The 22,046-nt window shown below is 36.3% G+C and carries 19 protein-coding genes and 1 tRNA gene; 17 read left to right on the top strand and 3 right to left on the bottom strand.

Features of this window, described 5'->3' with window-relative positions; genetic code table 11:
• Nucleotides 1-12 precede the first annotated feature (12 nt).
• Nucleotides 13-786, bottom strand: a complete 774-nt coding sequence (locus tag NYG92_RS04725) for an IclR family transcriptional regulator (RefSeq protein WP_289233674.1) — start codon at nucleotides 784-786, stop codon at nucleotides 13-15.
• A 222-nt stretch (nucleotides 787-1,008) separates the two neighbouring features.
• Here NYG92_RS04725 and NYG92_RS04730 point away from each other — a divergent pair, with 222 nt between their 5' ends.
• The 15 genes from NYG92_RS04730 to fumC all read left to right on the top strand — a co-directional run bounded on the left by NYG92_RS04730 (nucleotide 1,009) and on the right by fumC (nucleotide 13,346).
• A complete protein-coding gene (locus NYG92_RS04730; RefSeq protein ID WP_270976920.1) occupies nucleotides 1,009-1,917 on the top strand; it encodes a dihydrodipicolinate synthase family protein in 909 nt (302 codons plus the stop codon).
• A complete protein-coding gene (locus NYG92_RS04735) occupies nucleotides 1,914-2,195 on the top strand; it encodes a UxaA family hydrolase (protein ID WP_270960966.1) in 282 nt (93 codons plus the stop codon). The genes NYG92_RS04730 and NYG92_RS04735 overlap by 4 nt, the downstream gene beginning before the upstream one ends.
• Nucleotides 2,173-3,339 (top strand): UxaA family hydrolase, encoded by a 1,167-nt coding sequence (locus NYG92_RS04740; protein WP_027304863.1) that lies wholly within the window; start codon nucleotides 2,173-2,175, stop codon nucleotides 3,337-3,339. The genes NYG92_RS04735 and NYG92_RS04740 overlap by 23 nt, the downstream gene beginning before the upstream one ends.
• Nucleotides 3,340-3,353: 14 nt before the next feature.
• On the top strand, nucleotides 3,354-4,139 hold the full coding sequence (locus NYG92_RS04745; protein ID WP_270976921.1) for an SDR family oxidoreductase: 786 nt from the start codon (nucleotides 3,354-3,356) through the stop codon (nucleotides 4,137-4,139).
• 10 nt (nucleotides 4,140-4,149) lie between these two features.
• Nucleotides 4,150-5,394: an L-fucose:H+ symporter permease gene (gene fucP, locus NYG92_RS04750; protein ID WP_270976923.1), complete on the top strand. Its 1,245-nt coding sequence runs from the start codon at nucleotides 4,150-4,152 to the stop codon at nucleotides 5,392-5,394.
• Nucleotide 5,395: 1 nt separating this feature from the next.
• A complete protein-coding gene (locus NYG92_RS04755; RefSeq protein WP_289233675.1) occupies nucleotides 5,396-6,190 on the top strand; it encodes an amidohydrolase family protein in 795 nt (264 codons plus the stop codon).
• Nucleotides 6,166-6,483: an L-rhamnose mutarotase gene (locus NYG92_RS04760; RefSeq protein ID WP_027304867.1), complete on the top strand. Its 318-nt coding sequence runs from the start codon at nucleotides 6,166-6,168 to the stop codon at nucleotides 6,481-6,483. The genes NYG92_RS04755 and NYG92_RS04760 overlap by 25 nt, the downstream gene beginning before the upstream one ends.
• 10 nt (nucleotides 6,484-6,493) lie before the next feature.
• Nucleotides 6,494-7,933: an aldehyde dehydrogenase gene (gene aldA / locus NYG92_RS04765; protein ID WP_289233676.1), complete on the top strand. Its 1,440-nt coding sequence runs from the start codon at nucleotides 6,494-6,496 to the stop codon at nucleotides 7,931-7,933.
• 139 nt (nucleotides 7,934-8,072) lie between these two features.
• Entirely contained in the window at nucleotides 8,073-8,456 is a 384-nt protein-coding gene (gene rpsL / locus NYG92_RS04770; protein WP_034958830.1) for a 30S ribosomal protein S12, read from the top strand.
• 68 nt (nucleotides 8,457-8,524) lie between these two features.
• A complete protein-coding gene (gene rpsG, locus NYG92_RS04775) occupies nucleotides 8,525-8,995 on the top strand; it encodes a 30S ribosomal protein S7 (RefSeq protein WP_115633150.1) in 471 nt (156 codons plus the stop codon).
• Nucleotides 8,996-9,004: 9 nt separating this feature from the next.
• Nucleotides 9,005-11,080 (top strand): elongation factor G, encoded by a 2,076-nt coding sequence (fusA, locus tag NYG92_RS04780; RefSeq protein ID WP_289233677.1) that lies wholly within the window; start codon nucleotides 9,005-9,007, stop codon nucleotides 11,078-11,080.
• Nucleotides 11,081-11,093: 13 nt separating this feature from the next.
• A complete protein-coding gene (locus tag NYG92_RS04785; RefSeq protein WP_289233678.1) occupies nucleotides 11,094-11,225 on the top strand; it encodes a hypothetical protein in 132 nt (43 codons plus the stop codon).
• A complete protein-coding gene (locus tag NYG92_RS04790) occupies nucleotides 11,203-11,352 on the top strand; it encodes a hypothetical protein (RefSeq protein WP_289233679.1) in 150 nt (49 codons plus the stop codon). The genes NYG92_RS04785 and NYG92_RS04790 overlap by 23 nt, the downstream gene beginning before the upstream one ends.
• 138 nt (nucleotides 11,353-11,490) lie before the next feature.
• Nucleotides 11,491-11,567, top strand: a tRNA-Arg gene (locus NYG92_RS04795).
• 387 nt (nucleotides 11,568-11,954) lie between these two features.
• Nucleotides 11,955-13,346 carry a class II fumarate hydratase gene (fumC, locus tag NYG92_RS04800; protein WP_270976934.1) on the top strand — a complete coding sequence of 464 codons (1,392 nt, stop codon included), beginning with the start codon at nucleotides 11,955-11,957 and terminating at the stop codon, nucleotides 13,344-13,346.
• A 24-nt stretch (nucleotides 13,347-13,370) separates the two neighbouring features.
• Here fumC and glmS read toward each other — a convergent pair whose 3' ends face one another.
• Nucleotides 13,371-15,167: a glutamine--fructose-6-phosphate transaminase (isomerizing) gene (glmS, locus tag NYG92_RS04805; RefSeq protein WP_289233680.1), complete on the bottom strand. Its 1,797-nt coding sequence runs from the start codon at nucleotides 15,165-15,167 to the stop codon at nucleotides 13,371-13,373.
• A 2-nt stretch (nucleotides 15,168-15,169) separates the two neighbouring features.
• Nucleotides 15,170-17,473, bottom strand: a complete 2,304-nt coding sequence (locus tag NYG92_RS04810) for a [protein-PII] uridylyltransferase family protein (RefSeq protein ID WP_432264801.1) — start codon at nucleotides 17,471-17,473, stop codon at nucleotides 15,170-15,172.
• 108 nt (nucleotides 17,474-17,581) lie between these two features.
• Between NYG92_RS04810 and mqnE the strand changes: the two genes are divergently transcribed.
• Both mqnE and NYG92_RS04820 read left to right on the top strand, forming a co-directional pair.
• Entirely contained in the window at nucleotides 17,582-18,646 is a 1,065-nt protein-coding gene (gene mqnE / locus NYG92_RS04815) for an aminofutalosine synthase MqnE (protein ID WP_270982016.1), read from the top strand.
• A gap of 22 nt (nucleotides 18,647-18,668) precedes the next feature.
• Complete coding sequence (locus NYG92_RS04820) at nucleotides 18,669-22,028, top strand: S8 family serine peptidase (RefSeq protein ID WP_289233681.1); 3,360 nt, start codon at nucleotides 18,669-18,671, stop codon at nucleotides 22,026-22,028.
• Nucleotides 22,029-22,046: the final 18 nt, after the last annotated feature.

Below are 22,046 nucleotides of genomic sequence, written 5' to 3' on the forward strand. Positions count from 1 at the left end.
TTTTGGGCTATTTTAATAAATAGCATCTAAATCCGGAAAACTAAAGCTAAGCTCTTTTTCTATCTTATTTTTTTCTTCTTGTAAAATTTTTTTATTTGTTTCTCTAAATTTTTCATTAGAATAATAAAGCAAATATGAAATGCTAATGGCGGCTATAATCTTGCCTTTATGCTCTATCCCTATAGCCATACATTCAATTTGCGGATTCATTTCGCCACTTTCTAAGGCGATTTTATTTTTTTTGATGCTTTTTAATTCTTGATATAATTCCTCGATGTTATTGAGTGTTTTTGTTGTGATTTTTTGAAAAGCTTGTGGGTAAAGTTTTTTTAATTCATTTTTATTTTTATTTGCTAGTAAAGCCTTGCCTAAAGAGGTCGCATAAGCTGGGTAAGAAGTGCCTATGAAGGATTTGAGTTGGACTTGATTATTAGCGTCTATTTTTTCCAAATACAGCACATTGCCTTCTTTTAAAATTCCCATTTGACAAGTTTGTTGCGTTAAATCTCTTATGGTTTTCATATGCTTTTTAATCAGTTCAAGGACTTTATTTTCGCTTTTGATGTGATTTGATAAAGCAAGAATTTGAAAGTCTAAATGATAAGTTTTATGCTTTAAATCACACTGAATATATTGTTTTTCTTGTAGGGTTTGTAAAATAGGATAAATGGTGCTTGTGGGAATGTTTAGTTTTTTGGCTATGGTGCTTAAAGTAAGTCTTTCTTGTGAGTTAGCAAGAAGTTCTAAAATTTTTAATACTCTTAAAGTGGGTTGATGTAAGCTCAAAATACTCCTTTTTTTGCTGTTAATTTTAGCATATTTTACTTTTAGTAACATTATTTCACAAAAATTTATTTTTTTATTATTTTAGTCAAGTGCTTATTTTAGGCACATTGAATTTAAAAATAGTAAAAAATGCTTGATTGATTTCATTTGTATTTTTTAAAAAAAATTGTTATATTTTTTGTATATAAATATATTTTTGTATATACAAAAGGAGAATACAAAATGAGAATTTTAAAAGGAACTTTACCAGCCTTACTAACACCTTACAAAAATGACAAAAGCATTAATGAAAAAGAATTTATGCGTTATTGCGAATTTGGAATTTCTAAGGGTTTAGATGGCTTGTTCTGTAATGGTAGCGTTGGCGATTCTCAAGCTTTGGGATTAGAAGAACAAGTAAAGCTGATGGAGCTAACTAAAAAAGTTGCTAAAAATGATAAGCCCATCATTACAGGTATAGCTTCGCCTGTGTATCAAAATACGCTTATTTTAGCTCAAAAAGCTTATGAGTTAGGACTTGATGCTTTATTGCTTGCTATGCCCTATTATTACAAACTCAATGAAGAAACGCTTTTTGAATATGTGAAAAATTTAACACAAAGCATTAAACTCCCCCTTTATATCTATAATATCCCTTTGTTTGCTCCAGCACTGAGCTTAAATTTGATCGAAAAAGTATCAAAGCTTGATGGAGTTGTTGGGATTAAAGATAGTAGCGGAGATGCACTGCTTTTAAATCATATCTTGGATGTCGTTCCTACAAATTTTGATGTATTTGTGGGGAGGGAGGAATTTTATGCCGGAGCTTTATTAGCTGGCGCTAAAGGCTCTATGACGAGTATGGGTGGGATTTTCCCTGAATTGATGAGTGAAATTTATCGTGCTATGGATACAAAAAATTACGAAAGAGCCTTATTAGTGCAAAAAAGCTTACTAAAGGCTATAAGATTTGCTATGAGCTTGACTTTTCCTATGGGCTTTGCTCTGCTTTTAAAGGCAAGAGGCTTTGACTTTGCAAATACTAGTGTCCATCCTTTATCGCCTAGCACAAAAGAGGCGTTAAATTTGCGTTTAGATGAGGCTAAAGTTCTTATTAAAAGCATAGAAAAAGAAACGGGTGTAGCATTATGAAAGCTTATATTATTATCAATGAAAAGGATAATGTCGCCACTGCTTTACGCAATTTACAAAAAGGAGAAATCCTAGAAAACATAAAACTTTTAAACGATATAGCAAGCGGACATAAATTTGCTTTAAGGGATATTAAAGAAAATGAAGAGGTCATTAAATACGCTCAAGCAATAGCAAGCGCAAATTGTGATATTAAAGCGGGGGAATGGGTGCATATCCATAATACCAGTGGCATTAGAGGTCGAGGAGATAAAAATGAAAAAAATAATGGGTTATAGAAGAGAAGATGACAAATTTGGACTAAGAAATAAAGTCATCATCATACCTAGCGTGCATTGTGCGAATAAGGTCTGCGAAAATATCGCTAAAAAATGCGATGGTGCTGTATATATCAATCACCAGCACGGCTGCTCCCAGCTTGAATTTGACGCTTTACAAACAAGAGATGTTTTAATAGGTCATGGCACAAATGCTAATGTTTTTGGCGTTTTAATCGTAGGTCTTGGCTGTGAAGTCATACAAGCTGAAGTGCTTGCTTTAAAAATCAAAGAAGCCACGCCCTATAAAAAGGTCGAATTTTTAGTCATACAAGAAGAAGGCGGCTCCCAAAAAAGCATAGAAAAAGGAGTAAAAATAATCAATGCTATGCTAAAAGAAGCGGCGAATTTTCAAAAAAGCGAAGGCGATTTTAGCGATTTGATTTTAGGCACGGAGTGCGGCGGAAGTGATAGTTATAGCGGACTTAGTGCTAATCCCGCTTTGGGGAGTTTGAGTGATTTTATCATCGATGAAGGCGGAGCAGTTATCTTAGCAGAAACTACGGAACTTATAGGCTGTGAAGCCTTACTTGCTAAAAGAGCAAAAAATGATAAAGTGGCGAAAAAAGTTTATGATACGATTTTAAATTATGAGAATTTAGTTAAATCTTTTCACGCTGATATAAGAGGAGCAAATCCAAGCCCAGGAAATATAGCAGGAGGGCTAAGTAGCATAGAGGAGAAATCTTTAGGCTGTGTTTATAAGGCTGGGACAAGAACCTTAATGGATGTGATTGATTATGCTAAGCCTGTGCTTTCTAAGGGGCTTACCTTTATGAATACTCCAGGTAATGACATAGAGCAGCTTAGTGCTATGGTCGCTGGCGGGGCTAATATTTGCGTTTTTACCACAGGTCGAGGCACACCAACAGGATCAGCCATAGTGCCTACGATTAAGATGAGTTCAAATAGCTTTTGTTATCAAAATATGAACGATTGTATTGACATTAACGCAGGAGAAATTTTAGACGGAGCGAAAACTAAAGAAGATATAAGAGATGAACTCATAGAGCTTATTGTCAAAATAGGCGATGGACATTTAGTTAAAGCAGAGCTTAACGAGCAAAATGACTTTTCCGTGTGGCGACTTGCTACAACTTGCTAATTAAAGGAGGATATATGGACTTAAAGATTAAAGATAAAATTTGTATCATTAGCGGTGGTGCTAAGGGCATAGGACTTGGTATAGCTAGACTTTGGGCGAAAGAAGGAGGAATCCCTGTGATTTTATCACGCTCATCTATAGATAAGAATTTGGAAAAAGAATTTAAAGAAGAATGTGGGAAATTTGGATTTTATCAAATCGATTTAAAAGAATATGAAAAAATCGAAAGTCTCATCAAAGAAATTCATCAAAAATACGGCTCAATCTACGCCCTTGTAAATAATGCCGGAGCAAATGATAATCTCCACATAGAAAATACAAGCACTAAGGATTTAATCAAATCTTATGAAAACAATCTCTTTCATTACTACACCTTAGCAAAAGAATGCTTACCCTATATCAAAAAAGAAAAAGGTAGCATCTTAAACATAGTCAGTAAAACAGCACTCACAGGACAGGGCAGAACTAGCGCCTATGCTTCAGCAAAAGCCGCTCAAATAGGCTTTACAAGAGAGTGGGCTTGTGCTTTTGCTAAAGATGAAGTGCGTGTCAATGCCCTAGCACCCGCTGAAGTGATGACACCACTTTATGAAAAATGGCTTCAAAATTTCCCTAATCCTAAAGAGCAATATGAAAAAATAGCTAAAACCATACCGCTAGGACAGCGTTTTACTAGCATAGAGGAAATAGCAAATACCGCAGTTTTCACGCTAAGTCCCCTAGCTTCGCACACCACTGGGCAAATTCTTTTTGTTGATGGGGGCTATGTGCATTTAGATAGGGCTTTAAATTTCAACTAAAGGAGAAAAGATGACAACACAATCAAAAAATATCAAAATCGCTATTATCTTAGTTACTTCGCTTTTCTTTTTATGGGGAGTGAGTTATGGACTAATCGATGTGATGAATAAGAATTTTCAAAATCACCTTCACATCACCCAGCACGAAAGTGGCTTTTTACAGCTTGCTTATTTTGGGGCTTATTTTGTTATCGCCCTACCAGCAGGTTATATTGCTTCTAAATTTTCTTACAAAATAGGCATTATTTTCGGTTTAGCCCTTTATGCTTTAGGGGCTTTACTCATTATACCAGCGACCAATTTAGCAAGTTTTCATTTGTTTTTATTTGCATTTTTTGTTCTAGCTTGTGGCATAGGCTCTTTAGAAACAAGTGCAAATCCTTATATGGTAAAGCTTGGCGATGAAAAAAATGCCAGCTTTAGAATCAATGCCGCGCAAAGTTTTAACGGCTTAGGGCAGTTTGTAGGACCTTTAATCGGCGGTGCTTTATTTTTATCCATCACTAAGCAAGAAGAAGGTGCTAGTAAGGAAATGATAGAGCAAGCCTTAGTCGCAAATATGGGTAATGTCCAGCTTGTTTATGTTGGTATTGCGATCATTGTGCTTTTAATCCTTGCGCTTTTTGCTTTTAATAAAATTCCAGAAGGTGCTGCGGTGAGTGATGAATATGCTTTAAAAGATGATTCTAAGCCTTTGGGTGTATTTAAGCATAGTCATTTTAATAAAGGACTCTTAGCACAATTTTTATACATTGCCAATCAAGTCACCGCAGGAGCATTTTTTATCAATTATGCTACCGAGCATTATGAGGGCTTAAGTGATGAAAAGGCGGCTTATTATTTTTCTCTTGCTTTGGTTGCTTTTATGGTTGGTAGGATAGTTTCTACGCCTTTGATGAAAAAGATTAAAGGAGAGTATATTTTAGGGCTTTATTCTTTAATCAATGTTTTCATTTGCGTGGGGCTTTATTTTTCAAGTGGAATTTCAAGTGTTATTTTGCTCATAGCTTTATTTTTCTTTATGAGTATTTCTTTTCCTACTATTTTTGCCGTTGCTACTAAAAATCTTCCCTTTAATCAAGTCAAATTAGCCGGCTCACTTTTAGTGATGAGTATAGTTGGTGGGGCGATTATGCCTATTATTGTGGGAGCGATTAATGATAGTTTTGGCACAAGTATGGGGTATTTATCTTTAGCGCCTTTATTTTTATATGTGGCTTGGTATGGCTTTTTTGGCTCTAAAATAAGGACCTAAGATGCAAAAGATTTTCGATGCACATTTGCATCTTTGGGACTTAAACGAAGTTCCCATTTCTTGGCTAAAAGATGATGAAAGGCTCAATCAAAATTATGATTTTTCAAGGATGAAAAAAGAATATGAAAATTACGAGTTTTTAGGTGCTTTATATGTGGAGTGTAATGGCGATGATATAGATAAGGAAAGCCTTTACGCTCTTTCTTTAAAGCAAACTCATAGCCTTTTACTTTGCTTGGCGGATTTAAGATACAAAGAAAATCTTAGCTCATTTAGAGAGGTTTTACATACCAGTCAAAAGGGTGCTAAAAGGCTATTTGAAGCAGATTTTAAAAAGAAAATAGAAATTTTAAAAAACTTTCAAATTCCTTTTGAAGCCTGTATGAAAAATGACGAGCTCGATCATTTAGAAGCCTTTTTGAGAGAAAATAAAAGCTTAAAAGTCATTCTAAATCATCTAGGAAACCCTAAAATCAATCATCTTAACGAGCATAAAAAAACCTTAAGTCTTTTAAAAAATTTCCCAAATTTATACATTAAGCTTTCAGCTCCTGATGATTTTTGCCCTCAAATTTCAAAGGAATTTGTTTTCGAGCTTTTTGCTTTTTTGAAGGAAAATTTCAGTGAGGAAAGATTGCTTTTCGGGAGTAATTATCCAGTATCTAAACTAAGCCCTAGTTTATGGGCTAGTTTTATCATACAAAGCGGGATTTTTGAAAATTTAGATAAGATTTTTTACAAAAATGCTTTATCACTTTACAAGGAGGATAGGTGCAAAGATACGGTCAAATCATAAAAATCAAAAAGGAAAAAATAGCAGAATATAAAGCCCTTCACGCAAAACCTTATGAGGGCGTTTGTGAGATGATTAAGGCGTGTAATATCCAAAATTACTCCATTTATTTATTTGGAGAATATTTATTTGCGTATTTTGAGTATGTGGGTGCTGATTTTGAAGCAGATATGGCTAAAATGGCAAGGGACGAAAACACACAAAAATGGTGGAAAATAACCGATCCTTGCCAAATCTCTTTAGGTTATGCTGGTCAAAAATGGCTTAATATGGAAGAAGTGTTTCATTTAGATTAAAGGAGAGAAAATGACAACTTATTATAATTTTATTGATGGGGAATTTGTGCCACATAAGGGTGAATTTATCGAGGTGTTAAATCCTGCTACAAAGGAGCTTATCTCAAGGGTAGCTAGTGCTTCTTTAGAAGATACACAAAGGGCTATTGACGCGGCTAAAAAAGCACAAAAAGCTTGGGAGGCAAAGCCTGCCATTGAGAGGGCAAATCATCTAAGAGAAATTGCAAATTTGATACGCAAAAATGCTGATTTTTTGACAAATGTTTTAATGCAAGAGCAGGGGAAAACTAGGGCTTTGGCTAGTGTGGAGATTCTTTTTAGTGCTGATTATATGGATTATACAGCTGAATGGGCTAGGAGATATGAGGGTGAAATTATACAAAGTGATAGGGCTAATGAGCATATTTATTTGTATAAAAGTGCCATAGGCGTAATAGGTGGAATTTTGCCTTGGAATTTTCCTTTCTTTTTGATAGTTAGGAAATTAGCTCCAGCTCTACTAACGGGTAATACTATAGTCATCAAGCCAAGTAGTGAAACTCCAAACAACGCCTTTGAATTTGCAAAACTTGTCTCACAAAGCTCCTTGCCAAAAGGCGTGTTTAATTTGGTCGTAGGTAAGGGTAGTGTAGTAGGACAAGAACTATCAAGTAATGAAAATATAGGAATGGTAAGCCTTACGGGAAGTGTTGAGGCGGGAGTGAGGGTTATGGAAGCTGCCGCAAAAAATATCATCAAAGTTTCTTTAGAGCTTGGAGGAAAAGCCCCTGCCATAGTGTGTAAGGATGCGGATATTAACTTAGCTGTGGAAGCAATTAAGGCGAGTCGAATTTGTAATAATGGTCAAGTTTGTAATTGCGCTGAAAGGGCTTATGTGCATAGCAGCGTTTATGATGAATTTGTTGATAAATTTGTCAAGGCTATGAGTAAGGTAAGTGTTGGAAATACGCTAAAAGGAAATTTTGATATGGGTCCGCTTGTCAATCAAGCAGGAGTCGATAATGCTCTAGCTATACTTGAAAGAGCTAAAGCTAAAGGAGCTGTGGTAGAGTGTGGTGGAAAAATTACAGATGAGAGTGGTTATTATTTTCCTGCAAGTGTTCTTACAAATGTCAAACACGAAGATGAGATTATGCAAAAAGAAATTTTTGCACCGATTTTGCCTATTGCTAAATTTGACACGCTTGATGAGGCTATTGATATGGCAAATGATTGCGAATATGGTCTCACAAGCTCTATTTATACGCAAAATTTAGATGTGGCGATGAGAGCTAGTCGGGAAATTAAATTTGGTGAAACCTATATTAACCGCGAAAATTTTGAAGCTATGCAAGGATTTCACGCTGGTTGGCGTAAAAGTGGCATAGGTGGAGCTGACGGTAAGCACGGACTTGAGGAATACTTAGCCACTCATATGGTTTATGTGCAGTATAATACCAACAAGCAATAATCTTTAATCCTATCTAAATTTAGATAGGATTTTATCCAAATATACCAAAACTTATTGCAAATTCATCATAGTTTATATTTTTGTAAGAAAATTTTAGCTACAATCGCAAGTTTTATTACATTTTAAGAAAGGAATGATTGTGCCTACCATAAATCAGTTGGTTCGTAAAGAGCGTAAAAAGGTCTTAGAAAAGTCTAAGTCTCCAGCGCTTAAAAATTGTCCGCAAAGAAGAGGCGTTTGCACTAGGGTTTATACTACAACCCCTAGAAAACCAAACTCCGCTTTAAGAAAAGTTGCCAAAGTAAGACTTACTAGTGGCTTTGAAGTGATAAGCTATATCGGCGGTGAGGGTCATAACCTCCAAGAGCATAGCATCGTTTTAGTGCGTGGCGGTAGGGTGAAAGACTTACCGGGTGTGAAGTATCACATCGTGCGTGGTGCTTTAGATACTGCTGGCGTGGCTAAGAGAACGGTTTCTCGTTCTAAATATGGTGCGAAGCGTCCAAAAGCTGCCGCGAAATAATTGTTAAAACAGGCAAATCCGTTTGATTTGATTTTGTTTGAGTAAAATTTTAAATTTGAAGGAAAAAAATGAGAAGAAGAAAAGCTCCCGTAAGGGAAATCTTACCCGACCCAATTTATGGTAATAAAATCATTACAAAATTTATTAATTCTTTAATGTATGATGGTAAAAAAAGCACCGCTACAACTATACTTTATGGTGCTTTAGAGGCTATTGATAAAAAAGGTGGCGAGAAAAAGGGCATTGATATTTTTAACGATGCTATTGAAAACATTAAGCCTTTACTTGAAGTTAAATCACGCCGTGTGGGTGGTGCGACTTACCAAGTGCCTGTTGAGGTGCGTCCTGCTAGGCAACAAGCCTTGGCGATTCGCTGGATTATTTCTTTTGCTAGAAAAAGAAGCGAAAGAACGATGATAGAAAAGTTAGCTGGCGAATTAATGGACGCGGCAAATTCTAAGGGTGCATCTTTCAAAAAGAAAGAGGACACTTATAAAATGGCTGAAGCAAATAAAGCTTTTGCACATTATCGCTGGTAGGAGGCTAAGATGTCAAGAACGACCCCTTTAAAAAAGGTTAGAAATATAGGCATAGCTGCTCACATCGATGCGGGCAAAACAACGACAAGCGAGAGGATACTCTTTTTCACAGGTATGAGTCATAAAATAGGCGAAGTGCATGATGGGGCTGCGACTATGGACTGGATGGAGCAAGAGAAAGAAAGAGGCATTACGATAACTTCCGCAGCGACCACTTGTTTTTGGAAAAATTTTCAAATCAATCTTATAGACACTCCCGGACATGTGGATTTTACTATCGAAGTTGAAAGGTCGATGCGTGTTTTGGACGGAGCTGTGGCAGTGTTTTGCTCTGTGGGCGGGGTGCAGCCTCAAAGTGAGACCGTTTGGAGGCAGGCGAACAAATACGGCGTTCCAAGAATAGTTTTTGTCAATAAAATGGATAGAATCGGTGCTAATTTTTACAATGTGGAGGAGCAAATTCGTAACCGCCTTAAGGCAAATCCTGTCCCTCTTCAAATTCCTATCGGTGCGGAGGATAATTTCAAGGGCGTGATTGATTTGATCACGATGAAGGCTCTTGTTTGGGAGGATGAAAGCAAGCCAACTGACTATGTAGAGAAAGAAATTCCAGCCGAGCTTAAGGAAAAGGCTGAAGAATACCGCGTTAAAATGATAGAAGCAGTAAGCGAGACGAGTGATGAGCTTATGGAGAAGTATTTGGGGGGCGAGGATTTAAGCCTTGAGGAGATTAAAGCAGGGATAAAAGCCGGCTGTTTGAGCCTTTCTATGGTGCCTATGCTTTGTGGAACAGCCTTTAAAAATAAAGGCGTTCAACCCCTACTTGACGCAGTCATAGCCTATTTACCAGCACCTGATGAGGTGGCTAACATTAAAGGCGAGTATGAAGACGGAAGCGAAGTTTCAGTAACTTCTACTGATGATGGCGAATTTGCAGGACTCGCTTTTAAAATAATGACTGATCCTTTTGTGGGACAGCTGACTTTCGTGCGCGTCTATCGCGGAAGCCTTGAAAGTGGCTCTTATGCCTATAATTCCACCAAGGATAAAAAAGAGCGTATAGGCAGACTTTTGAAAATGCACTCTAATAAAAGAGAAGAGATAAAGGTGCTTTATGCGGGTGAAATCGGCGCGGTGGTGGGGCTTAAAGATACGCTCACAGGAGATACCTTAGCCAGTGAGAAAGATAAGGTTATTTTAGAGAGAATGGACTTCCCAGACCCGGTTATCTCCGTAGCCGTTGAGCCTAAAACTAAGGCAGATCAAGAAAAAATGTCCATCGCTCTCAATAAACTCGCCCAAGAAGATCCAAGCTTTAGGGTTTCAACAGATGAGGAAAGCGGGCAAACGATCATTTCTGGTATGGGTGAATTGCACCTTGAAATTATCGTAGATAGAATGCTTAGAGAATTTAAAGTCGAAGCCGAAGTCGGACAGCCACAAGTTGCTTATAGAGAAACTATAAGAAAAGCCGTAGAGCAAGAATACAAATACGCCAAGCAATCGGGTGGTCGGGGTCAGTATGGGCATGTTTTCTTGCGTCTTGAGCCTTTGGAGCCGGGTAGTGGGTATGAATTTGTCAATGACATCAAGGGCGGGGTGATCCCAAAAGAATACATTCCAGCCGTGGATAAGGGCATACAAGAAGCCCTTCAAAATGGAGTTTTGGCGGGCTATCCTGTGGAAGATGTCAAGGTGAGCGTTTATGATGGGAGCTATCACGAGGTGGATTCTTCGGAAATGGCATTTAAACTTGCTGCCTCAATGGGCTTTAAAGAGGGTGCTAGGAAGGCTGGAGCTGTGATTTTAGAGCCCATGATGAAGGTGGAGGTGGAAACGCCTGAGGATTATATGGGCGATGTGATAGGCGACTTGAATAAAAGACGCGGTCAGGTGAATTCTATGGACGAGCGTGGTGGAAATAAGGTCATCACAGCCTTTTGTCCTTTGGCTGAGATGTTTGGCTATTCTACCGATTTGCGTTCTCAAACTCAAGGCAGGGCGACTTATTCTATGGAATTTGATCACTATGATGAAGTGCCTAAAAATGTTTCTGAAGAAATCATTAAAAAAAGAAACGGATAGGGAAATTTAGCCTATGATGAAATTTGTTATTTTTTTATTGTGTGCGTTGGGTTTTAGCTTTGCAAATGAGTGCGAAGAGAAAATTCTTAAGCTTGAAAAAGAATTAGAATACGCTAAAAAATATGATAACGAATTTAAGGGCTAGAGATTTGGAAAATGCCATTGTTACGCTGAAGACAAAGTGCAAGGATAATCCAAATTTTTACAAAGAGCTTTTGCAAATCAAGCAAGATAAGCTCACAAAACTAGAAGCCTTAGAAAAAGGAGCTTGATACATTAAGCGATAATCAAGATTCTATGCCTAAGGCAGAATACAAATTTAAAAAAGAAAAGCTAAAAGCTCAAAAAGATATTTTAAAAGATGAGCTTAAGGCTTTAGAGCTTTACTAAGGGTTGTTTTACAACCCTGTGTCCTCGTAGCTCAGCTGGATAGAGCGCAAAATTCCTAATTTTGAGGTCGTGAGTTCGAATCTCGCCGTGGACACCATTTATAAATTCTAAAATTTATCTTAAAAAATCCTCAGCATTTAAGCCTATTTGCCAAAATACCCACAATGTCAGTTATTAAGCAGGAGTTAAAATGACAAGCGAGATAAAGATAAATGTGATAAAAATAAAGAAAAAATTCAAGTTCAATTATGGTTTATCACAGATGATAAGGAAGTGTCAAAAGGGTATGCTAAGTGGTGGTTAGATATAAAAAATGATGAGGAATTGATGAAAATTTTTTCGTAAATATAGATGAATTTCATAGGGCAAATAGGATTTTTTAAATAAAATGATGAGAAATTTAATCTCATTGTTTGTTTGTTTGATTTATACAAACTCAACTTTATTGTGTTAAAATTTAAGGAATTTCTTACAAGGAGTGAAAATGGAATATAGAATCGAACATGATACTATGGGTGAGATTAAAGTGCCAAATGATAAGCACTGGGGCGCACAAACGCAAAGAAGTTTTGAGAATTTTAAAATAGGCTGCGAAAAAATGCCTAAGGTTTTAATTTATGCTTTTGCAAATCTCAAAAAATCTCTTGCTATCGTTAATCATAAGCTAGGCAAACTTGATGAAGCTAAAAAAAATGCCATTATTAAAGCTTGTGATGAAATCATAGCTGGTAAATTTGACGATAATTTCCCTCTCGCTATCTGGCAAACAGGCTCTGGCACACAAAGCAATATGAATATGAACGAAGTCATTGCAAATAGAGCGACAGAGCTTATGGGTGGGGATTTTCGTAAAGAAAAATTAGTGCATCCTAATGATCATGTTAATATGAGTCAAAGCTCAAACGATACTTTCCCAACGGCTATGAGTATAGTGGCTGTGGAGCAAGTGGAGAAAAAGCTTATCCCAGCTCTTGATGGTTTGATTGCGACTTTCGAAAAGAAAGTGAAGGAATTTGATGGCATTATCAAAATAGGCAGAACGCACCTTCAAGACGCTACTCCACTCACTTTAGCACAGGAATTTAGCGGCTATTTGTCTATGCTTTTACACTCAAAAGAGCAAATCATCGCTTCTTTGCCTACTTTAAGAGAACTTGCTATCGGTGGGACGGCTGTCGGCACAGGGCTTAATGCACATCCTGAGCTTAGTGAAAAAGTGAGCGAAGAGCTAACAAAACTTGTAGGCACGAAATTCGTCTCAAGTCCTAATAAATTCCACGCTCTCACAAGCCACGATGCGATTAATTTCACACACGGAGCGATGAAGGGCTTGGCGGCAAATTTGATGAAAATCGCTAATGATGTAAGATGGCTTTCAAGTGGTCCTAGATGTGGTTTAGGCGAGATTTTAATCCCAGAAAATGAGCCGGGAAGCTCTATTATGCCGGGAAAAGTTAATCCTACCCAGTGTGAAGCTCTTACTATGGTCGCTGTGCAAGTAATGGGAAATGACGCTACGATAGGCTTTGCTGCTTCGCAAGGGAATTTTGAGCTAAATGTCTTTAAGCCTGTGATTATTTATAATTTCTTGCAAAGTCTTGATTTATTAGCCGATTCTATACATTCGTTTAATATCCATTGTGCTGTGGGTATAGAGCCAAATCGCGAAAGGATCGATCATAATTTGCATAATTCTTTAATGCTAGTTACCGCACTTAATCCTCACATAGGCTATGAAAATGCCGCTAAAGTCGCTAAAAACGCACATAAAAAGGGCATTTCTCTTAAAGAAAGTGCTATGGAATTAGGGCTTGTGAGTGAACAAGATTTTAACCAATTTGTCGATCCTAGCAAGATGATAGGACCTAAGGCTTAGTTTTATAAAGCCCCTTTTTGGGGCTTATTCTACCGTTACACTTTTTGCAAGATTACGCGGCATATCCACATCATTACCCAAGCGGATAGAAATTTCCATAGCTAAAAGTTGCGTGATAAGCATCATTTCGAAAAATTCACACATATAGTGGCTTTGCTGTTTTGTTTTGATAAAATCATCACTTAAGTCAAAATCAAGAGGTGAGATACAAAGTAGAGTGGAATCTCTAGCGATGAGTTCTTCGACATTAGATTTCGTTTTTTCATAGAGTAAATTTTCAGGCATTAATGCTATGGTGTAGAGTTTAGAATCTGCTAAGGCTATGGGTCCGTGCTTCATCTCTCCAGCTGGATAGCCCTCTGCGTGAAGATAGGAAAGCTCTTTAAGCTTTAAAGCACCCTCAAGTGCTAAAGGGTAGAAAACATCACGCCCGATGAAGAAAAAGCCGTGTCCGTCTAAATAGCGTTTAGAAAGGCGATGAATTCTTTCGTGTAAATTTTGCTTCACAAGCACACAATTTGGCGTATGCAAAAGAGCTTTAATATCCTCTTGTATCGGTAAATTTTTCTTTTGTGCGATGAAAATGGCTAACATCCAAAGCGTTAAAACCTGTGTCGCAAAAGCCTTAGTGGAAGCTACGCCCTTTTCTATGCCAGCACGCGTAAGTAGGCTTAAATTTGCTAAACGCACGATGTTGGAATTATCTACATTACAAATAGCAAGGCTTTTAACTCCCGCATTTTTGGCGATTTTAAGGGCTTCTAGGGTGTCGGCTGTCTCGCCGCTTTGTGAGATGACGATGAAAAGGGAGTTAGGGTCGATTAAAGCTTCGCGGTAGCGAAATTCACTTGCTATCTCTACCTTTGTGCGAATTTTAGCCACTCTTTCTAAAAGATAGCTTCCTACCAAAGCGGCGTGATAGCTTGTCCCACAAGCACAAAGAGTGATTTCGCTAAAGTGTGTTAAATCCTCTTTTTCAAGTTCATCAAAAACGACCTTATCGCCCTCAATGCGTCCCATTAAAACTTCGCTTAAAACGCGACTTTGTTCATAAATTTCCTTCTCCATAAAAAAGCGAAAGCCGTCTTTTTTCGCATAAGCTTTATCGCCTGAAAGTTTGACAAAGCTAGGTTTTAGCGATTTGTCATTTTCAAAAATGACAAGTTCATTTTCCCCCGCATAGCCATAACTTAAATCTTCTAAATAAATCACTTCATCAACATTGCCTATTAATGGAGCGTCCCCACTAGCAAAATAAAGTTCATTTTGAGCGTTTTTACCTATGATAAGCGGGGCGGCATTTTTGGCAAAGAAGATAGTATTTGGCTCTTTTTTGCTAATTAGCAAGGTCGCAAAAGCTCCTTTTAAACGCGAAATAGTTTTTTTAAAGGCTTCTTTTGCTTCTAAATGGTGTGCGTAAAATTCGAAAAGCTGCACGATGACTTCGGTATCTGTTTGGCTTAAAAACTGCACTCCCTCTTTTTCAAGTTCGTCTTTAAGCTCTTTGTAGTTTTCAATAATGCCATTGTGTATCACGCAAGAATACTGCCCTAAATGTGGGTGAGCGTTGATTTCTGTGGGTTTTCCGTGTGTCGCCCATCTTGTGTGTCCTATGGCAAAGCCAAAGCCCTCGCTATGAAATTCTTTGCATTTATCTGCCAAATTTTCAAGCTTACCAACCGCTTTAAAAAAGCTAAGCTCACCCTCACTCATCACAGCCATACCCGCACTATCATAGCCTCTATATTCTAGCTCTTTAAGTCCATTTAGTATGATTTGCTTTTTTTCATTTTTACCGATGTAGCCGACTATCCCACACATTTTCACTCGCTTATTAAAGAATTTATTATTTTGTCTTGATTTTGCAAAATAGCTTCGTTTTTTTCAAAAATGAAGCTATTGCGTGTCCTTTGGCGTATGGTTTGAATTTTAGCCGTGCTTAAATGCAAGCCATAGCCACGAAAAATATTCATTATAAATGCCATTAAACCTTGTTGGTCTTTAGTATTAAGATTTAATTTCGCATAAGTTTTAGAATAATTTAAATCCAATTTTACTTCATCTTTTTTAATGATTGGCTTTTTCATCTTTCTTTTGTGATTTAAATTTAAATTTGCATTTAAAAGTGTTAAAAGTCTTTCTTTTTGCGTTTGATTGATGATATTTTCATATTCAAATTTAAGATAAATTTTATCACCGAAAAGCTCATAAAAGCTCATAAAAATGAGATTAAATTCGCTCAAAGCATATAAAAAATGCTCGATTTTAAAGTCTTTTTGACAAATGATTTCAAGGCTTAAATTACTTTCTGTATTAAGCCAGAATTTAAAATTTTGATGAAGGGCAATTTGGGCGATTTTGATAATATCTTCAAAAGGGTTTTTGATGATGAAAAGATTGGATTTAATATGTGTGATTTTATCTTGCAAAAGAGGATTTAAGTCTAAAAAAGCCTTAGTTCTTCTAAGGGTTTGCTCTTTTTTAACCCTTCTTGTGCTTTCTTCTAGTAAATTAGCATCTTCAAAGCCGTATTTGGCATTGATTAAAAGCTTATCTAAGGCTTTGTAAAAAAAGGGCGAGGCATTTGAAATTTGTGCTTTTGTTTTGGTTAAAAGGGCTAAAAGCTCTAAGATTTTAAGATTTTCTAGCTTAGAAAGTAGGGCGGATAAAATGAGAGGATTATAAATATCTTCTTTTTCGACCAGCTCTTTTAAGGCGCCAAAATTTTTATAAAGTTTAAGTCCTAATTCTAATGCTTTATTTTCTAATTTCAATTTCGCACCAAACGCCCTAAAAACCCCGCCCATAGAAAGTTCGTTTTCTTCTTTAACGCTGCTAAAAAGTATGACGAGTTTTAAAAGAGCATTTTCTTTAAGTGCTAAATCCCTTTTTTCAAATTCTTCTAGCACCAAAAAAGCCTCCACATCGAAGCAATAATCACTTTCTTCGTTACTTAAAAACCTTACCATAGGCTTAAAAAGCTCTTTTAATTTCCCACTATCAAGCAAAATTTTTAAGATAAAAAAGCTATGTTTTCTTTCAAAAAATCCTTTAAAAAGCTCTAGGATTTTTTCATTTTCTTCCTTTAAAAAGGGTGTTTCTTTGAGTGCGAAAATTAAATTGATATTTAAATGATGCGGTTCATCTTTAAGTGAGTTTAAAAATTCCATAGCCTTTAAAAAGCTAGAAAAATGATACTTTTGATTTGTTTCTCCAACGAATTCATTTTGAATTTGTTGCGTTAAAAAGGCGTTGTAAAGGCTTATGGTGTGCATAGAATTTAAGATTTTTTGCACTAAATTTTCTTTAGCTTTTAAATTTTTCTTTTCTCTTTTATACATTAAATTTGCTAAATCTTGAGAGTGATTAAGGGAAAATTCATTATTATCCTTTTGACTTTGAAGATTAAGGGCGGATTTAAAAGAGAGTAAAAACTCACTTGCTAGCCGTAGTTCGCTAAGATTTTTTTCATTGATGAAAGCAAGTGCGTAATTAGAACTATCTTTTTTAAAAAGCGTGAGTAGATTATCTAAATTTCTTAAATCCTGCAATCCTCCGTCCTCTTTTTGGATATTAAAATCCTGCTTTAAAAAGGCTAATTTGCAAGGTTTAAAAAGATTTGAGGCAAGGGCGTTTAAGTGCTTTTTAAGCGTCAAATGAACCCTTGCTTTACTTTCTTTAAATAAAAGCTTTGAGCCACCTATAAAACGCATTTGTATGAGAGAATTTAAAAGCTCTTTTTCGCTAATATATCCTAAGCCTTCATTTTCTAAAATCATATAATCAAGCCTTAAACCTACATCATTTAAAAGTTCAATCAAGGCTTTAATGAGAGGCTTTAAATGATAAATTTTTAAATTTTTATACACAAAAAGTAAGGGTATAGGTTCATCAAAACATAAATGATTTTTCGCATAATAATCCCTCGCCACTATGCAAAAAGGCACAAACTCCTTAGTCGGCAAAAAATCTTCAAAAAATTCCTCCAAAACAATCATAAAAGCTCGGTTGATAAAATCATCTATATGCTTACTATGATGCATACTAAAAAAACCTTGCTTTAAAAAAAGCTTATGGCAGGAGCTTTTGTAATGCTTAATCTCGTCTTTTAATTTTTGTCTTGGCAAATTGTTCCTTTTTCAAATTTGAAATTATTTTAGCAAAATTCTTTTTATGAACTTTTATTAAGAAGAAAAATTTATAATAAGGCTTTTAAAAAAATAAAAGTGAAAGCAATGCGTGATTTAATACAAAAATTAGAAAGTAAAGAAAGACTTAGCGAAGAAGATGCTTATAGGCTTTATGATTTAGACTTATTTACCCTAGCAAAATTCGCTCATCAAAAACGCACCGCCCTACACGGCAAAAAGGTGTATTTTAATCTTAATCGTCATATTAACCCAACAAATATTTGTGCGGATACTTGTAAATTTTGTGCCTTTTCAGCCCATAGGAAAAATCCTAATCCTTATCTAATGAGCCACGAAGAAATTTTAAACATCGTTGCTGACACACAAAAACGCGGCACAAAGGAAGTGCATATCGTCTCAGCACACAATAAGGACACAACTTGGCAGTGGTATTTAGAAATTTTTCAAAAAATCAAACAAAATTACCCACAAATTCACATCAAAGCTCTAACAGCAGCGGAAATTGACTTTATCCATCGTAGGTGGGGACTTAGTTATGAAGAAGTGGTCGAGAAAATGCTAGAATACGGCGTAGATTCTATGCCCGGAGGAGGAGCTGAAATTTTTGACGAAGAGATACGCGCTAAAATTTGCAAAGGTAAAGTAAGTAGTGAAAATTGGCTTAAAATTCACAAAATTTGGCATAAAAAGGGTAGGCAAAGTAATGCCACTATGCTTTATGGGCATATAGAAAAAAGAGAACATAGAATCGATCATATGCTAAGGCTTAGAGCCTTGCAAGATGAAACGGGTGGTTTTAACGCCTTTATCCCACTTGTATGGCAAAAGGATAATAGCTTTTTAGATGTTAAAGAACAGCTTGATAGCGAAGAGATTCTTAAAACCATAGCCATTTCGCGTCTGGTGCTTGATAATATCAAAAATATTAAGGCTTACTGGGCGACTATGAGTTTAAATTTAGCTATGGTAGCACAGGAATTTGGAGCAAATGATCTAGACGGCACGATAGAAAAAGAAAGCATACAGAGTGCGGGTGGGGCTAAGAGTGCTAAAGGGACAAAGCTTGAGACTTTCATTGAGCTGATTAAAACCTCAAATTTAATCCCTGTGGAAAGGGATAGCCTTTATAACGAGCTTAAAATTTATTAAAACATAAGGACATAATGAAATAATGAAAAAAAGTATTTTTTTATCTTTTGTAACAATTCTAAATCTTCACGCCCTTAGCGATCAAGAGCTTATCGGCTCAAAAGAGGCTTATGAGCTAACGATTACCGGAGATGGGATTAGGGTTGGGGTTATAGACTCGGCGATCAATGGTGAGCATCCTAGCTTAAAAGATAAGGTTTTAGAGCAAACTTTTTCTACGGTTAATGGCAAGACTTACACGCCTAATTACTCCGTAGATACGCACGGAAGCCATGTCGCAGGCATTATAGGGGCTAAGTATATAGCTGAGAATAATCCTCACGGCGTAGCCTATAATGCTAAACTTTATGGGGTGCAAATTTTTGGCAATAATAAGGGTAGTGGAAGCTTTAATGCCCCTAATGTTTATGATTATTTTAAAGATAAAAATGTCAAAATCATCAATAATAGCTGGAATTCAACCAATTATCCTGTTGTAAGTATGACTCAAACAGGGCTTTATCTTGATGCCTATAAAAATAAGTCTTCTAACGAGCTTTTTGAGCAAATTCAGCAAAACTCTACAGCCAAGCAACTCAATCAACTCGCAAAAGAAAATAAAACTCTCGTTGTTTTTGCGGCGGGTAATGAGGGTATTATAAGTCCTGGCATTATGGCTTTAAGCCCTCTTTATAATGAGGAATTGCGTTCTTTTTTAGCAGTGGGTTCTGTGGATTCTTCGCAAATTACAAAAAATCAAGATGGCAAACTTGTGGTTAATGGTAAAGGTTTGTCTGGTTTTAGTAATGGACTTTTGGGAGCGGAAAATTTTAGCCTAGTTGCACCGGGTTCTAATATTAGCAATGTTAATGCTGCTTATATGCAAAAACCTAGTTTTGGGCGTGTGGATCAAAAATTATACCGCACACAAAGTGGGACTTCAATGGCAGCGCCTATGGTAAGTGGAGGAGCGGCTTTGGTGGCACAACGCTTTCCTTTTTTAAATGGCAAACAAATTGCCGATGTGCTTTTAAGCACGGCAAATAAAGACTATATAGCTCCTAAACTCACGGTAAAAGAGACAAAATTAAAGGTTGTAGAATATCTTGGTAAAAGACCTATACTTATGGAAAAAACTTTTCATACCATTTTTTACATTGATACAGAAATTCCTAAAAAAGCAGACGGCAGTATCGATAAAGATCAAGTCAAAAGAGACCTTTCTCAAGCGGGTTATTCTAGATTTTATACTCCCATCACAGAATATTACGGAGTGGACGAAAGCAAATATGCCTCTATTCAAAAAGTCAGCAAAGAAAGTCTTTTTGGGCAGGGAATTTTAGATGTGGCTAAGGCTATGAAAGGCTTGGCGACTTTGGACGCTAACCGCCTTAATGATAGCGATGTTTCAAACACTTACGCTGGGCAAAATGAGGTGTATTATACCCTTGATACGCAAAATCACAACGCAACTTTTAGTAATGACATTAGCCAAAAAAAGTGGGACGAAAGCTTACATAAAAAAGACGCAATCAATTTACCGACAAATTTAGCAAATCTTAATGTAGGATTTATCAAAGAGGGTAGCGGTAAGCTCATCTTAACGGGGAATAATAGCTATGAGGGAGCGACCATTATTAAAAATGGTAGCCTAGCTTTAAATAATAAAAGCGAAAAGGAAAAAGCTAGAATAGCAGGTGATGTTAAAGTTTTAGAGGGAGGCTTATTTAGCGGTAATGGCGAAGTGGGTAAAAACCTCGAAAATAAAGGCATAGTAAGGGCTGGAAATGAAGATTTGAGTGATTTGATCGTTAAGGGTAAATACACGCAAGAGGGGCAAAATTCTAAATTGCAACTTGATTTTGGCAATGATAAAAATTCCAAGCTTATCGCAAATTCTTATGAGATTAAAGGCGGAAAATTAGAATATATCCCTTTGCCGAAATTTTTTACAAGTGGGCATTATGTTAGCATTGATTTGGGAGATTTAGGAACGCATTTAAGTAGTTTTGGAGCGGTTGAGGTAGTAAGCAATAATGCTGTGGATTTTGTAGCTGTTTTGGATAATGATAAAACAAGCATTAATAAAGATAAAATGCCCCAACCGGCTCCGCAACCCCAGCCAACTCCGCAACCAGACATTACAAAGCCTCCACAACCCCAGCCAAGCCCAATTACACCACCACCAACAACTACTCCACCAACGACCACGCCACCACCTAATCATATCATTGTTAAGCCAGTTATTAAAAAAGACGCATATGAGAGTGCGAATAGCACTATAGGGCGATCCTTAAGAAGCATTCGCTCTATTCATAATTTACAAGATAGATATAAAGACTATTTTGCCTTTTTGGATAATACAGATACGAAAACTATGGAGAAAACTTTAGAAAGTTTGGAGGCTAATAGCTATATGCAAAGTGCTTCCGGACTTTATTATCAGCAGCACATTTTGGCACAAAGAAATATGATGAGCGCTCTTAATCCAAGCTTTACTTCCGGGAATTTAATGGCAAGTTTAGAAAAAAATCCTTTATTAACAGCTAGTATTGAGAGTGATGTTTTTATGGATTTGGGCTTGCTGGATAGAGCTGATAAAAGGTATATTTGGAATCTTAGCCCTAATTACAAAAAAATTAACGGCGATGATTTTCACGGACGAAGCACGGGCTTAAATCTTACCATAGGCGGGGCAGTTAATGAAAATTCCCTATTAAGCTTTGGGTTAGATGTGAGTGATACTAGGCTTGATTTTGAAAATGCAAATTTGAAAAATAAATATTTTAATTTTTCATTTAATCACATTTTAGATTTGCAAAATTTTAAAATTCTAAGCGGTGCGAGTTTAGCAAGAGCAAGTAATGATATGACAAGAACAATTATAGGACAAAATGGCTCTTTAAGCTCAAATTATGACAATCTACTTAGCTCCTTACAATTAGGACTAGCTAAGGACTTTCAAGTTTTTAATAATTTGACTTTGACGCCTTTGGCGTATTTTAATTATAATTTTATCAAGCAAGATGCTTTTAGTGAAAATGGTAATCTTGTCTTTGCTAAATCTTACGATACGATCAATCATCATACCACTTCTTTGGCTGGTGGATTAAATTTGTCTTATCTTTTAGCACAAGAAGCGATGCAAACAAAGCTTGGAAGTTTTTTTATTTATGAATATAAATTAAGTGGGAAAACGATTGAAAATAATGTGCGTTTCAAAGATTTTCCTAATCAAGATTTCGTGCAGTATCACCGTCTTAACTCTAATCTTATCACTTGGGGGCTAACTTCGCATTTTATTTATCCTAATTCGTTTTTTTATGGATTTAATGTAGTTAATGAATTTGCTAGCGATCAATATAATATTAATGTTTTGGGTCAATTTGGTTTTTATTTTTAAGTCTTTTGATGTCAAAAT

Source organism: Campylobacter felis (assembly GCF_030250085.1).
In the GTDB taxonomy this organism is placed as follows: Bacteria; Campylobacterota; Campylobacteria; order Campylobacterales; family Campylobacteraceae; genus Campylobacter_D; species Campylobacter_D upsaliensis.